General features: G+C 72.5%; 14 protein-coding genes. 2 read left to right on the top strand and 12 right to left on the bottom strand.

Annotation, left to right across the window (positions count from 1 at the left end):
• Window positions 1-216: 216 nt before the first annotated feature.
• The 9 genes from M1E25_RS23100 to M1E25_RS23060 form a co-directional block, all read right to left on the bottom strand.
• Window positions 217-762 carry a GNAT family N-acetyltransferase gene (locus tag M1E25_RS23100; protein WP_251418792.1) on the bottom strand — a complete coding sequence of 182 codons (546 nt, stop codon included), beginning with the start codon at window positions 760-762 and terminating at the stop codon, window positions 217-219.
• A 24-nt stretch (window positions 763-786) separates the two neighbouring features.
• Entirely contained in the window at window positions 787-2193 is a 1407-nt protein-coding gene (locus tag M1E25_RS23095) for a CoA transferase (protein WP_251418790.1), read from the bottom strand.
• Window positions 2194-2236: 43 nt separating this feature from the next.
• Window positions 2237-2944, bottom strand: coding sequence for a 4'-phosphopantetheinyl transferase family protein (locus tag M1E25_RS23090; protein ID WP_251418788.1), 708 nt, complete (start codon window positions 2942-2944; stop codon window positions 2237-2239).
• Between the two features lie 17 nt (window positions 2945-2961).
• Entirely contained in the window at window positions 2962-3912 is a 951-nt protein-coding gene (locus M1E25_RS23085; RefSeq protein WP_251418786.1) for a S66 peptidase family protein, read from the bottom strand.
• Window positions 3909-5891, bottom strand: coding sequence for a S9 family peptidase (locus M1E25_RS23080; protein WP_251418784.1), 1983 nt, complete (start codon window positions 5889-5891; stop codon window positions 3909-3911). The genes M1E25_RS23085 and M1E25_RS23080 overlap by 4 nt, the downstream gene beginning before the upstream one ends.
• Before the next feature lie 67 nt (window positions 5892-5958).
• Window positions 5959-7305: a M20/M25/M40 family metallo-hydrolase gene (locus M1E25_RS23075; RefSeq protein WP_251418782.1), complete on the bottom strand. Its 1347-nt coding sequence runs from the start codon at window positions 7303-7305 to the stop codon at window positions 5959-5961.
• Window positions 7298-8134: a M55 family metallopeptidase gene (locus M1E25_RS23070; protein ID WP_251418780.1), complete on the bottom strand. Its 837-nt coding sequence runs from the start codon at window positions 8132-8134 to the stop codon at window positions 7298-7300. Before M1E25_RS23070 ends, M1E25_RS23075 begins: the two co-directional genes overlap by 8 nt.
• A 139-nt stretch (window positions 8135-8273) precedes the next feature.
• Window positions 8274-10748, bottom strand: a complete 2475-nt coding sequence (locus M1E25_RS23065) for an MFS transporter (protein WP_372501338.1) — start codon at window positions 10746-10748, stop codon at window positions 8274-8276.
• A 248-nt stretch (window positions 10749-10996) separates the two neighbouring features.
• Window positions 10997-11443 (bottom strand): SRPBCC family protein, encoded by a 447-nt coding sequence (locus M1E25_RS23060; RefSeq protein ID WP_251418778.1) that lies wholly within the window; start codon window positions 11441-11443, stop codon window positions 10997-10999.
• 180 nt (window positions 11444-11623) lie between these two features.
• On the opposite strand from M1E25_RS23060, the gene M1E25_RS23055 reads away from it, so the two are divergent.
• Both M1E25_RS23055 and M1E25_RS23050 read left to right on the top strand, forming a co-directional pair.
• A complete protein-coding gene (locus M1E25_RS23055) occupies window positions 11624-12655 on the top strand; it encodes an Rv2578c family radical SAM protein (RefSeq protein ID WP_251418776.1) in 1032 nt (343 codons plus the stop codon).
• A 63-nt stretch (window positions 12656-12718) separates the two neighbouring features.
• Window positions 12719-13243 (top strand): GNAT family N-acetyltransferase, encoded by a 525-nt coding sequence (locus tag M1E25_RS23050; RefSeq protein ID WP_251418774.1) that lies wholly within the window; start codon window positions 12719-12721, stop codon window positions 13241-13243.
• 9 nt (window positions 13244-13252) lie between these two features.
• Here M1E25_RS23050 and M1E25_RS23045 read toward each other — a convergent pair whose 3' ends face one another.
• The 3 genes from M1E25_RS23045 to M1E25_RS23040 all read right to left on the bottom strand — a co-directional run.
• Entirely contained in the window at window positions 13253-13639 is a 387-nt protein-coding gene (locus M1E25_RS23045) for a hypothetical protein (protein ID WP_251418772.1), read from the bottom strand.
• 138 nt (window positions 13640-13777) lie between these two features.
• Window positions 13778-14050 carry a nucleoside hydrolase gene (locus tag M1E25_RS25965; protein WP_372501335.1) on the bottom strand — a complete coding sequence of 91 codons (273 nt, stop codon included), beginning with the start codon at window positions 14048-14050 and terminating at the stop codon, window positions 13778-13780.
• Between the two features lie 207 nt (window positions 14051-14257).
• The coding region (locus M1E25_RS23040) for a zinc ribbon domain-containing protein (RefSeq protein ID WP_251410352.1) at window positions 14258-14433 on the bottom strand (176 nt) is incomplete at its 5' end.

Raw genomic sequence — 14433 nt, 5'->3', positions numbered from 1 at the left:
GCGGCTGATCCGGCCGGTGCGGCGTCCGGGAACCTCGGGGCGGCCTCGCCCTGCCACCATCCGGTGTCCCCGCGTACGGTCCGCCCATGGTGATCATCGGTCGCCGGTTCCACCGATGGACGACTTCACGAGCCGGGAGCCCGATCCGAGGCACGGGGGAAGGGCGGAGCCCATGGTCACAGCTTGGCTCGGCTGCGAGCGGGCGTCGGGCTCACGTCAGGGCAGTGAGCCGGCCATCTCCGCGGTGAACGCCCAGCGTTCGTGGTCCCGCCAGGCACCGTCGACGAACAGGAAGTCGGGTGACAGCCCCTCCAGCCGGAACCCGAGTCGCTGGACGAGGCGGCGGGACGCCTGGTTGCCGGGCTGGATGTTGGCCTCGAGGCGGTGCAGCCCCAGCGGTCCGAAGGCGTGGCGGATCACCAGGGCAAGGCCGTCGGTCAGGTAGCCGCGCCCGGCGGACGGCCCGAACGCGGCGTAGCCGAGGGCGCCGCACCGGAAGGCGCCGCGGACGATGTTGTTGATGTTGATCCCGCCCACGATGGCGCCGGTCGTCCGCTCACAGACGACGAAGCCCTCGCGGTCGGGCCCGTGGAACCGGGCCGCGTACGCCTCGAACTCCTCGGGCGTGGCCGGCGGCGCGATCCAGGGGTGGTGCAGCTCCGCGCTCTCGCGCACCAGGGAGAGGTACTCCTCGCGGTCCGCTCGGTCGAGGGGCCGGATGGCCACGCGGTTGCCGATGGCCAGGTACTCGGTTTCGGACACCGCGAGATCCTATGCGAAGCCCCGTCAACTCCTCCACGTCGTTTCCGACGTTCCCCAGGGCACGGGCGGCGTGGCCCAGTCCTGTGGCGATCCGTCGAAGCGGGCGGGCGGCAGGGCGTGCCGGACCGTGCCGAGCGGACCGGGGGTCTCGGCGGTCCAGTGCACGGGATCCGGGGAGTCGCCCTCGACGGGTCCGGTTCCGGGTGCGAGTTCGTCCGTGAGCCAGGCGGCGGTACGGGCCAGGGCGAAGCGCGCGGTCAGGGTGCCGGCGAAGTCAGTGCGTTCGGTGAGCATACGCAGCACGGCGGCGGCGATGAGGTATCCGGTGCCGTGGTCGAGGGCCTGGGCGGGCAGGGCGCCGGGGCTGCCGTCGGGTTTCCGCTCGACCACCGCGATGCCGCAGGCGGCCTGGACGAGGCTGTCGAAACCTCGTCGCCCGGCCCAGGGGCCCTCGCTGCCCCAGGCGCTGAGCTGAGCGATGACCAGGCCCGGCCGGCGCTCGGCGAGTTCCTGCGGTGCCAGGCCGTGCCGGTCGAGGGCGCCGGGCCGGTAGCCGGTGACCACGACGTCGGCAGCGGCGAGCAGTTCGTCGAACGTGGCACGCCCCGAGCGGCTGCCGAGGTCGAGTACGGCCGAGCGCTTGCCGAACCCGGTGTCGGCGTGCAGGTCGGCGGACTCGGGCAGGCGGGGGCTGTCGATGCGCAGCACGTCGGCGCCGTACAGCGCGAGGGTGCGCGTGGCGACCGGGCCGGCCAGGACACGGGTGAGGTCGAGCACCCTCAGGCCCGCGGCCGGCCGGCCCGGGTCGGCCGCGACACCGGCCGGGGCGGGTGCGGTGCCGGCCCTGCCGTCCTCGGTGCGTTCGATGCGGACGAGGGGGCCGGAGGCCGCCGCCCGGCCCTCGGCGGAGGCAGACCACTGCTGCGGGGTGCGGACGGCGACGGCCAGCCCGTCGGCCGCGTGGATCCGCTGTTCCGCCTCGCGGACCGGGAGCGCGGCCAGTTCGGCCGCCACCCGCTCCGCGGTGCCCGGGCCGTCGGGGACGCCGAGGGCGGCGAGCAGCCGTTCCCGGTGGTGGGGGTAGTTGGCGTGGGTGCGCAGCGTGCCGTCGGCGGTGTGCCAGAAACGTGACAGCGGCGCGAAGGTCTCGGGGGCACGGCCGTCGATCCGCAGCAGACGCTCGCTGACGAAGGCGGCGGCGACGGCGCCGTCGTCCACGGTGACCGACGGAACCGGGCAGCCGGTGCGGTGGGCACTCGCCTCCGCGGCGGCCAGCGCGCACACGGCCACGCACGATCGGGCGAGTTCGGCGACCGGCAGCCGGCTCGGCAGGACGTTCCGCGGCCCGTCGTGGACGATCCGCTCCGGCAGTTCCGGGTCTCCGCCGAGGGCCGTCCAGGCGGTGGTCGTGCCGGCTGTTGATCGCGTCATGCCCCGAGTGTGGCACCGAGTGCCAGGCGGCGTCGGGGGAATGTCAGGAATCCGGATGCCGGACGGCGCAGGCCGCCGCGTAACCCTCCGCGACGGCGACGTCGGTCAGGTGCCAGCCCGCGGGCGCCAGCGGCTCCGGGCCCGCGCCGACGCACACCCCGGCCGGTTCGCCGCCGAGCCCCAGGCCCGTGCCCTTGAGGAACGCCTCCTTGCGCGTCCAGCATCGGGCGAAGGCACCCGGCCGCGCGTCAGCGGGCAGCGCGTCGAGTTCGGCGCTCTCCACCGGGTGGAGCGCGCCGGTGAGCCCGGACAGGGCCTCGGGGGACGGAACTTCCTCCACGTCGACGCCGACCGGAGCGTCCGCGACCGCGAACACGACGAGGTCCCCGGCGTGACTGAGCGAGAAGTGCAGCGGAGCTCCCGCCACCGCCGGCCGGCCGTGCCCCCGTCCGCAGCCCGGGCACGGTTCGCGGGTCAGCTCGATCCGTTCAGGAGCGGCGGCGAGATACGCGCCGAGCAGTCGCCGCAGCCCCACGTGGGCGACCCGGTAGCGGTCGCGGTCGGCGGGGCGGACGAAGCGCGCGGCACGCTGCCGCTCCGCCGGGTCGAGTATGCCGTCGTCCACCGGCCGCAGCGGGTACGCGGAAACACTGAGCGCCCACAGCTGCGGCTGCTCGGGGAACGGCGCCCCGACTGCGCGGAGTTGCCGGAACGGCGGCGGTAAGGAACCGCCCGCGAGGTCGTGGCTCATCCGTGGGCTCATCGTTCTCAGGCGCCGGGGGCGTTGACGGTGAGGGTGCCCGCCTCGGCGTCCAGGACCGCCGGGACGCCGAGCGGCACGGTGGCGGTCGAGGCGCAGTGCCCGAACCCGATCTGCTCGACGACCGGCACGCCGAGCCCGCCGAGCCGGTCGAGCAGCACGGAGCGCACCTCCTCGTAGGGGCCGCAGTCCTCCCAGGAGCCGAGTGCGACACCCGCCACGCCGTCCAGCCAGCCGGCGCGCAGCAGTTGGGTGAGCATGCGGTCGAGCGCGTACGGCCGGTCCCCGACGTCCTCCAGCAGCAGGATGCCCCCGGCCGCGCCGGGCCGGGCGTGCGGGGTGCCGAGTTCGGCGGCGAGCAGGCTCAGACATCCGCCGAGGGTGATGCCGCTCGCCCGGCCGGGAACCATTGTGCGGGCCTCGGGCGAGGTCAGCACGCGGGGCTCCAACGGTTCGAAGAGGGCCTGCCGCAGTTGCTCGCGGCTCGGGGTGTCCTCGAGGAAGGAGACGGACGCGGGCATCGGCCCGTGCAGCGTCACGAGGCCCAGGCGGGTGGCCCATGCCTCGTGCAGGGCGGTGACGTCGCTGTAGCCGACGAAGGCCTTGGGGCCCGCGGCACGCAGGGCGTCCCAGTCGAGCAGGTCGACGATGCGCTGCGCGCCGTAGCCACCCCGGGCGCACAGCACGGCGGCGACCGACGGATCGCACCAGGCGTCCTGCAGGTCGCGGGCGCGCGCCTCGTCGGTTCCGGCGAGGTAGCCGAACCGCGGGTGCCGGTCGAGGGTGTGGGTTGCGGCAACCGGCACCAGGCCCCAGCCGCGCAAAAAGTCCAGGCCCGCGTCGAGGCGTTCGCGGGGTACCGGTCCGCTCGGGGCGACGACGGCGACGCGGTCGCCGGCACGCAGGGCCCGCGGGCGGGTCAGCGGGGTGATCCCGAGCGGGACGGCGGGGGCGCTCATGTGGTCAGCTCCAGCGTCGCAACGCCGGACGTCCGGAAGCCCATGGCCTGTGCGTACAGGGAGAGTTCTGCCTCCAGCGCGCGGACCATGGTGTCCTTCCTCCGGAAGCCGTGGCTCTCGCCCTCGAAGGCGAGGTAGGCGTGCGGGACGCCCCGCCCGGCCACCTTCGACAGCAGGCGTTCGCACTGCTCGGGCCGGCAGATGACGTCGTCGAGCCCCTGGAGCAGCAGGAACGGAGCGCTGATGCCCTCGGCCCGGCTCAGCGGCGAACGCGAGGCGTACCGTTCGGCGTGTTCGGCCCGGTCGCCGATCAGGCTCTCGAGGTAGCGGGATTCGAAGTCGTGGGTCTCGCCGGCCCAGCTCTCGAGGTCCAGCACCGGGTAGATGACGGTGCCGCAGGCGTACAGGTCGGTGCCGGCCAGGGAAGCGGCGGCCGTCCAGCCTCCGGCGCTGCCGCCCCGGATGGCGAGCCGGGCGCGGTCGGCCGTTCCCTCGTCGGCGAGGGCTTCGGCGACTGCCGCGCAGTCCTCGACGTCCACCACGCCCCACGTGCCGCGCAGCCGGTTGCGGTACTCACGGCCGTAGCCGGTGGAGCCGCCGTAGTTGACCTCGGCGACGCCGATGCCGCGCGACGTGAAGTACGCGATCTCCAGGTCCAGGACACAGGGGCTGTGGCCGGTGGGCCCGCCGTGCACCCAGACGACGAACGGCGGCAGTTCACCCTCCGGGGCGGTCCAGTCGGGGTTGCGCGGCGGGTGGATGTGGGCGTGGATGTCGCGGCCGTCCGGTCCGGTGAAGGTGCGCAGCTGCGGCGAGGGCTGGTAGGCGGGGTCGACGGCGTCCACGTGCGGCGAGCCGATGACGCGGGTGTGGCCGGTGGCCGTGTCGAGTTCGACGACCTCGTATCCCCGGTGGTGGCCGGCGGCGACGCCGACCACGCAGGTGTCCTGGACGGCCAGGGCGGGGGCCCATGCGGTCCACGGGCCGGGGGCGTCGACGAGTTCGCCGGTCTCGGGGTCGAGAATGCCGAGGACCGCGTCGCCCCGGCCGTGCAGGACGGCGATCAGCCCGGTGGGCAGTATCGCGAACCAGCGCAGGCCGACCTTCCACATCGGGCCGCCGAACTCCTCCTCGCGCGGGCAGAGTTCGGTCGAAGCTCCGGTGCCGGGGTCGACGCGGTGGAGGTTCCACCACCCGGAGCGGTCGGTGGCGGCGACGAGCGTTCCGTCGGCCGCCCACTCGATCTGGGCGACGGACTCCCGCGGTCCGCCGGCCAGGGTGCGAATGCCGGTGAACGCTCCGTCCTCCGTGACCTCGGCGACCTGGACCTCGGTTCCGTCCCACGGCATGCGCGGATGGTCCCAGGCGATCCAGGCGGCCCGCCTGCCGTCGTGGGAGAGCCGCGGCCCGGTGACGAACCGGTGGGCGCCGTCGCTGAGTTCACGCACCAGGGCTCGGTCGTCGGCGGCGGAGCCGTCGAGCGGCACGGCGGCGACGCCCCGTCGGACATCGGTCGGTTCCGGACCGGTGAACTCCTCGAGTACGCACCACACTTCGCCCCGGCCGGGAACGATCAGCGGGTCGGCCCAGCGCAGTCCGCCGCCGACCGGGGAGAGCGGGGTCAGCGGCCGCGGCTCGGGGGAGCCGGGGAGATCCGGTTCACAGGCGTAGAGCCGCTGGTCGGCGAAGTCGGTGAAGACCACGAGAGGGCCGCCGTCCGGGCGGGGGCAGCCGTCCCAGGGCCGGCCGCCGTACTCGATGACCCGGGTGCGGGCGTTCCACGGTGCGGGGAGCACCGACTGCTCGCCGTTCGCGCGGCGGCGGACCAGCGCGCGGCGGCCGCCTTCGGCCGGCCGCGGCTCGGTCCACCACACCTCCTCGCCGACCGCGCCCACGTACTCGGGCCGTCCGTCGTGGGCCGCGGCGATCTCGGCGGTGATCGGCGACTCCCAGGTCCCGTACGGGGCCGTGGACACCATGTTTCCTGCCTCCTGCGAACTGCTGTCGACGTGTGGTCGGGGCCGGCGGCCGGCGCGCCGGATGCGCTCAGACCGTGTCGTGCATCAGGAACCTGTCGAGCACCCGGACTCCGAAATGCAGGGCCTCGACCGGGACCCGCTCGTCGACCCCGTGGAAGAGCGCCTGGTAGTCGAAGCCCTCCGGCAGCTTCAGCGGGGAGAAGCCGTAACCGGTGATGCCGAGCCGGGAGAACTGCTTGGCGTCCGTGCCGCCGGACATGCAGTACGGCACGGCGCGGGCGTCCGGGTCGAAGTGCTCGACGGCCTCCCGCATGGCCGCGAACGTCGGCGAGTCGACGGGGGCCTCCAAGGCCACCTCGCGGTGGTGGAACTCCCAGTCCACGTCGGGTCCGGTGAGCCGGTCCAGCGTCTCCTGGAACTCGTCCTCGGCGCCCGGCAGCATCCGGCCGTCGACGAACGCGGTGGCGCTGCCCGGAATGACATTGACCTTGTAACCGGCGTCCAGCATCGTCGGGTTGGAGCTGTTGCGGACCGTGGGGGCGATCAGGGAGGCGGCCGGACCGAGCTTGCCGAGCAGCGCGTCGACCTCGCGGGCGAGTTCGTCCGGGTCGGTGGCCGACAGATCGGCCTCGAGGTCGTGCAGGCCGGCCAGTTCGGTGATCGCCGCCCGGACGGTCGGGGTGAGCCGCACCGGCCACTCGTGTTCCCCGATCCGGGTGACAGCGGCTGCGAGCCGGCTGACCGCGTTGGTCTTGTTGACCTTGGAACCGTGACCGGCCCTGCCGTGAGCGGTGAGCTTCAGCCAGCCGGTGCCCCGCTCCCCCGCGGCGATCGGGTAGAGCCGCAGGCCGGAGCCGGTGTGGAAGGTGAACGCCCCGGACTCGCTGATGCCCTCGGTGCAACCCTCGAACAGCGCGGGGTGGTGGTCGGCGAGGAAGCCGGAACCGTCGTCGGCGCTGTCCTCCTCGTCGGCGGTGAACGCCAGGACGATGTCCCTGCGGGGCCGCACCCCGGCGCGCGCCCAGGCGCGCACCATGGCGAGGATCATCGCATCCATGTTCTTCATGTCGATGGCCCCGCGGCCCCAGACGACTCCGTCGCGGATCTCACCCGAGAAGGGGTGGACGGTCCAGTCGTCCGGTTCGGCGGGGACCACGTCGAGGTGCCCGTGCACGAGCATCGCATCGGCCGACGGGTCACTGCCCTCGATGCGGGCCACGACGTTGGTGCGGCCGGGCGTCCGCTCGAGCAGTGTCGGCTCCAGGCCCGCTTCGGCGAGCCGTTCCGCGACGTACTCGGCGGCCGGGCGCTCGACGCAGTCCCCACCGCCGCGGTTGGTCGTGTCGATCCGGATGAGGTCGGAGGTGAACCGGACCACCTCGTCCAGCGCCTGCTCGTCGACCCGCTCAGCCATACTGCTCCTCCACCGCGGATGAGACGACGGTGGTGACCGCCTTGAAGCAGCGGATACCGTCGTACATGGTGGCCGAACTGTAGGCGACGCGCCGTTCGCCGGTGTGCTCCACCCCCGGAACCACGGTTGCGGCTCCCGCCAGGTGCTCCGCGTCGAACTCGATCTCGACGGTGAAGGGCCCGTCCTCGGCGGGTTCGTGCCGGACGGCCAGCGCGACCGCCTCCTTGGCGGCGGAGCGGATGTCAGCCGCCGTGCATGCCGGGGTCCGGCACACGGCCGCGTAACGGGAGACGTAGTCCTTGACCGCCACGCCGCGGGCCTGCGGGGCGTAGGTCCCGGCGTCCAGGACGGTGCGGTCGTCTCCGGTCACCAGGATCACCGGAACCCCGTACTCCGCCACCACCAGGGCGTTGAGCAGGCCCTCGCTCGCCCGGCGGCCGTCGACCCACACGCCGGTGATGGAGTTGGCGAGGTAGGTGTGGGCCAGAACGCCCTCGGTGCCGGCGCCGGTGTGGTAGCCGACGAAGGCGATGCCGTCCACGTCGCCGTGCTGCACGCCCTCGACCATGCTGAGCGACTTGTGCCGGCCGGTGAGCATCTGCGCCCGGTCGTCCAGCTGCTCGAGCAGCAGGTTCCGCATCGTCCAGTGGGCTTCGTTGACGAGGACCTCGTCCGCGCCGCCCTCGAAGAGCCCGGCGACGGCCGCGTTGACGTCGGAGGTGAACATGTGGCGGCAGCGCTGCCACTGCTCGCTGCCCGGGAGTACGTCGGCGGGCCAGGTGACGCCGGTGGCGCCTTCCATGTCCGCCGAGATGAGGATCTTCGGCATGGCATCAGTTCTATCGCAGCGGGCATCGGCACGCCGGTCTGCGGCGGAATCGGGATTCTCCCGCAGGACCGGCGGCGGCGCCGGCATGCGGGGAGCCGGCCGGCACCGGGCAGCGGGATCCCGGGGCGACTCCCCGCTCTCAGTCCTTGTGGCCGAGTTGCAGGTCCCGTTCGGTGCGCCCGCCGCCCGCCACCTGGAGCACGGTGGCCACGGGCGGGTATCCGGCGGCAACGACCGTGTACTCCCCCGCCGACAGGTCGACGAACCGGAAGGCGCCGTCCACGCCGGTGGTCAGCGAGTCGACGACGTTGCCGGCCGCGTCCAGCAGGGTGACCCGGGCGTCCTCCACGGCTCGTCCTCCGTGCGAGCGCACGGTCCCGCGGAGCACTGCGCCGCCCGCGAGTTCGATGTCCTGGCGGGTCTCGCGGGCGGCCTGCACGGTGACCGGCAGGGCGGCCGGCCGGTAGGCGGGAGCGCTCGCTGCGAGGGTGTACTCCCCCGCTACCAACTCGCCGATGACATAAGCCCCTTCGCGGCCGCTGCGGGTGGAGGCCACGACCTCGCCGCGCACGTCGGTGAGGGTCACGGCCGCGTCCCGCACGGGCGTGCCGTCGGCCGTGGTGACGCTTCCGGCGAGCCGCCCGGCCCCGCCGAGGACGACGTCCAGTTCGACGGGCCGGTCGCCCACGGTCACCGTCACCGCGTGCGGCTGGTGTCCGCCGGCGGAGGCGATCAGCACGTACGAACCGGTACCCGGCGTGCTCAGGGCGTACCGTCCGTCCTGCCCGGAGGCGCCGCGGCCGATCTGCCGGCCGCCGACGTCGATGAGGGTCAACGCCGCCTGCGGGACGGTCGTTCCGTCGTGGTGCCGCACGGCCCCGCACACCGGCAGCCCCGCGGCCGCGGCGCTCTCCCGCCGCGGGTGCGGGTATGCCGCGGCCTCGCGGGCGGGGGGCACGGTGACGGGCTCGACGGCTTCGGCGGGAAGCACGGCTTCGGCCGGGAAGTGGTGGGACACCAGGGGTTTCTCCTTGAGCAGGCAGGCGAGCAGGAAGCCGACGACGAGAACCGGAACCAGGTAGAGGAAGATGCGGGGCATCGACTCGGCGTACGCGCGGATGTAGCCGTCGCGGAGCGGGGCGTCCAGGGCGTGCACCAGCTGCGGCGTGATCGACTCCGGATCCGGCAGGACGACGCCGGGCGGCGGCCGCACCTCGGTGATCAGGCGGTCCGCCAGCCGGTTGGTGAACAGCGTCCCGAAGACCGCGGCGCCGACCGAACCACCGATTTGGCGGAAGTAGTTGTTGGCGCTGGTGGCGACCCCCAGGTCGGCCGGCGGCACCGAGTTCTGCACGGCGAGGATGAGCACCGGCATCACGAGTCCCAGTCCTGCACCGAGCACTGCCATCCACACGCTGTACTCGAGACGCGAGGTGTCCACGTCGAGCCGGGAGAGCAGTCCCATTCCGGCCGCGGCCGCGGCGCAGCCGGCGATCGGATAGACCTTGTAGCGGCCGGTCCGGCTGATGAGCCGGCCGGAGACGATCGACGTGACGACGATGCCGCCCATCATGGGGAGCATCAGCAGTCCGGACTCGGTGGCGGTGGCGCCGTCGACCATCTGCAGGAACGTCGGCAGGTAGGCTGCCGCGCCGAACAGGGCGACCCCGGCCACCGCACCGACGAGGCCGGTGATCGTGAAGACGGAGTCCCGGAACAGCCGGAGGGGGATGACCGGTTCGCGGGCGAAGCGTTCGGCGACGAGGAAGAGCAGCGCGGTTCCGCCGGCACCGGCGCCGAGCCCGAGGACGACGCGCGAGTCCCAGGCGTACTCCGTGCCGCCCCAACTGGTGATCAGCACGAGGCAGGTGGAGCAGGCGGCGAGGAGCACCGAACCGAGCACGTCGAGCCGGGCGCGGACCGCGGGCCGGGGCAGCTTGAGCACGAGCGCAACGACGGCGAAGGTGACCAGGCCGAAGGGCACGTTGATGTAGAAGCACCAGCGCCAGGACGCGTGGTCGGTGAAGAAGCCCCCGAGCAACGGACCGGCGACGGAGGCCAGCCCGAAGACCGCGCCGATGAGGCCCATGTAGCGGCCGCGTTCCCGGGCCGGGACCAGGTCGGCCATGATCGCCTGGATTCCGATCATGAGACCGCCGCCGCCGATGCCCTGAACGGCGCGGAAGGCGATGAGTTCGTTCATCGTGCGCGACTGGCCGGCGAGGGCGGAGCCGATGACGAACACGGCGATGGCGAGCAGGAAGATGCGCTTGCGGCCGTGGAGGTCGCCGAGTTTGCCGTACAGCGGCAGTCCGACGGTGGAGGCCAGCAGGTAGGAGGTGACCGCCCAGGACATCCGTTCCAGGCCGTGGAGTTCTCCGACGATCTTCGGCAGTGCGGTGGCGACGATCGTCTGGTCGAGGGCCGCGAGCAGCAGACTGAGCATCAGGCCGACGAAGACCAGGCGGATGCGGCGGCGGTCGGCCGACGTTCCCGGGTCCGGTTCCGTGACGGACGGTCCGGAGGGGGTATGAGCCGGCGGGATGTGTCCGGGCGCGTCGAGTGCGCTCTCCGCTCCGGCCGCGCCGGTCAGGTCTACGCCGATCCCGCCCACGAACCGTTTCCCCTCAGCCGGCCTGCACCCGTGCTCATTTCTCGCATTACGCGACAGAGCTGAGCAACTCGGCAGGCGGGCGGGGGAGTTGGCGGAAGCCGGAGCGGCGGCTTCCCGGAGGGGCGCTCACAGGCGCCCATCAGCGCATTCGACGCCCGGCCGCGCACCTCCGGTGCATCGTGGCACCGGAGGTGAAACCACTCGATCCGGTGACGGTCACCGCAGCGTGCGGGACCGCCCGATCCGATCTACTTCGCCTCGGTGGCGGCGGCGAGCCGCTCGAGGACGGCGTCGTGGATGCGGCCGAGGCCCTTGGGGGCGAAGGTGCGCTCGAAGAAGCCTCCGATGCCGCCGGCCCCGTTCCACACCGTGGAGACGACGACGTTCGAACGGCCCTCGCCGGCCGGGGTGACGGTCCAGGTGGTGACCATCGAGGAGTTGCGGTCCGTCTCGACGAGGCGGCCGGGGCTCGGCTCGGTCACGTCGAGCAGGCAGTCGCGCACGCGCTTGCTGGTCGCCTGGAGCTTCCAGTGCACGACGGTGCCCTCGCCCTTGCCGCCCTCGCGCACCTCGTACTCGCTGAAGTGCTCCGGCAGCAGCGACACGCGGGTCCCCTCGTAGTCGGCGAGCGCCGCGAAGACCGCCTCCGGGTCCGCCGCGATGATCCGCTCCGTCGTGGCCTCGACCTGCGCCATGGAAGTTCCTCCGTGTTCTGACGGCACTCCGGGCTCTCCGGGCATGCGTGCGTGCCGGTCGCAAGCCAATCACCGGCGGCGGAGACGCCCAAATCGAGGTCAGGGCGCCTCGCCGAAACCCGGTGGCGTCATTCGAATATCTGTTCTAACTTGAAAGGAGTGCGAGGAAAGGAGACGTCCATGCGCTGGGACGGTCTGAGCGACGACACCGCCACCACGGGGGAGCCCGCGCTCTTCGACACCGAGGCGGTCACCCGCACGTTCGACACCCCGGAATTCCGCGGCATCACGTTCCACGAGATCCGCGCCCGGTCGATCGTGAACCGCGTGCCGGGCGCCTCCCGGATGCCGTTCGAATGGACGGTGAACCCGTACCGCGGCTGCACCCACGCCTGCGTCTACTGCTTCGCGCGCAAGACCCACAGCTACCTCGATCTGGACACCGGACGGGACTTCGACTCCCGGATCATCGTCAAGATCAACGCCCCGGAGCTGGTCCGCCGACGCCTGGCCTCCCGCAGCTGGACCGGCGAGCACATCGCAATGGGCACCAACGTCGACTGCTACCAGCGGGCCGAGGGCCGCTACCGGCTGATGCCGGGCATCATCGAGGCGCTGCGCGACTACGCCAACCCTTTCTCGATCCTGACCAAGGGCACTCTGATCCTGCGCGACCTCGACCTGCTCCGGCAGGCCGCCGAGGTGGCACAGGTCGGCACCTCGGTGTCGGTGGGCTTCACGGACCGGGAACTGTGGCGCACGGTCGAACCCGGCACCCCGTCCCCCGAGCGACGGCTGGAGGTGTGCCGCACCCTCAACGAGAACGGCGTCCCGTGCGCTGTCCTGATGGCGCCGGTCATCCCGTTCCTCAGCGACTCCCCGGAGCAACTGCGGGCCACCGTGCGCGCTGTCGCCGAGGCCGGGGCGACTTCGGTGACGCCCCTGGTGCTGCATCTGCGGCCGGGGGCCCGCGAGTGGTTCATGTCCTGGCTGGCCCGGTACCACCCGCACCTGGTGTCCCGCTACGAGACGATGTACGGCCGCGGCGCGTACGCCCCGCACTGGTACCAGCGGATGATCACCCGCCAGGTCCACGAGTGCGCGACGGAGTTCGGCATCGGGCCGTCTCGTTCCGGTACCGCGCGACGCATTCCCGAACCGCCCGCACAGGAGCCGGAAGCGGACGGGGCCACCCAGCTGATGCTGATGTGAGGCACTGCTGTCCGTCTTCTTATCCAGGTGCTGCCTGTCTCCCCGAGCCCTACGCTGCCGGTCATGCGTGCACGGATACGCCCCATGACCGAGAACGACATCGAAGCGGTCTCCACCGTCCGGGTGCGGGGATGGCAGTTCGCCTATGCGGGTCTGATGCCGCAGCCCCATCTGGACGCCATGAGCGTCGCGGAGGACGCGGCCCGGCGTCGGGAGTTCTTCGGCCGTGGCCGAGGAGTGAACCTCGTCGCCGAGCTGGACGGGCGCGTGGTGGGCTGGGCGTCGTTCGGACCGTGCCGCGACGAGGACTCCGGCCCGGGCGACGGGGAGCTGTACGCGCTCTACGTCCACCCCGACCAGTTGTCCACGGGCACCGGGCGGGCCCTGATGGAACGCGTGCTGGAGGAGGCCCCCCGACTCGGCCACTCCGCGCTCCGGCTGTGGGTGCTGGAGGAGAACGCGCGGGCCCGCCGGTTCTACGAGCGGGCGGGGTTCGCGCCGGACGGGGTGGAGGAGCCGTACGAGGTCGACGGCACCCCGGTGCCCGAGGTCCGCTACGCCAGAAGGCTCGCGCCGGAGGCGAGTTGAGCGCTGCGCTCAGCCGACCACGGAACCGTACTTCTCGCGGTATACCTCGAACTGGTCCCGGCAACCCTCCTTGAACTCCTCCTGCCCCTGCGCGCCGAGCCCGTCCACGAGCCCGCCGCAGCCGCGCAGCAGCTTCGGCAGGGTAGCGAAGATCTCGTCCGCGGCCTGTCCCCGCCCGTTCGAGTGCTCGGCGGCCTTGACGAGGTACTGGCCGACCTCGAACAGGGCGCCCCTCACGTTCCTGCCGGGCGACGTGGCGGCGAGGGAGACGAACCCGGGGCTCATCATCCGGCCGCTGCCGACCCCCGCCATGTTCTGCAGAGCGGCCACCGCCGCGTGCAACTGCCCCGCCCGGTAGTCCCGGTTGCGGTCCTTCTCGTCCCTCAGCTCGGCCATGCCGCCGCCTCCCTCCGCCGCTCCTCATGGCTGCCCGGCGGATACGGCACAGCAAACGTCAGACCGGAACGCCCGGTTGCGCGAGCGCGGCTGAGCTTCTTCCGACCGAACCCGGCGGCTGCGCCGAGGGGCCCGGGCTCAGACAGGATGGTCCCGGCCCGCAGCCCGGGGAACGTCCGCCCCTGCACGGAAGGCGGTCCGAAGGAAGTCGCGGTAGACGCCGGCCGACGCTCGAAGCGCGACTGTCGCGGTCGGCGGTTCCCGACACCAGGGCCGCGTGTCCACGACGAGCTCACCGAGAGTGCGACTGCCCGTCGTCTCCACGTGCACGAAAGCCTCGACGCTCTCCGTGATGACGTCCGGCCGCACGAGGCAGGCCACGCACAGGGGGTCGTGGACGGGTGAGGACACATCGCCTTCCCCTCGCCGGCCACCGGATCGTGTGCGATGCGGTGCCGAACGAGCTTCGCGGCACCCGTGGCGGCGGGAGTCCCGATCCTTTCGAACTCGTCGCAGTCGGCTTCGGACAGGGGCGCGCTGTGCGTGGCGGATCGCGTCGTCGGAACCTGTGTCGCAGTCGAGGTTGACATCCTCCCCCTCGTGAACGAGGGGGATTCCTCACTTCGCAGTGAGGGTTTCCTGCTTCGCAGCAAGTTGCCCCGTCCGGGAGGACTCCCGTTGAGGTCTTACACCCGCTCCACAGGCTGTAACCGCCAGTCCGGCGGCCAGAATGTTGCGCGCAGCGTTGACGTCGCGGTCATGTGTGGTGCCGCAGTCGCACGTCCACACGCGGA

The organism is Streptomyces meridianus (assembly GCF_023703325.1).
In the GTDB taxonomy this organism is placed as follows: domain Bacteria; phylum Actinomycetota; class Actinomycetes; order Streptomycetales; family Streptomycetaceae; genus Streptomyces; species Streptomyces meridianus.
The sequence above is the reverse complement of the archived record's forward strand: the minus strand, read 5'-3'. Positions and strand labels throughout refer to the sequence as shown.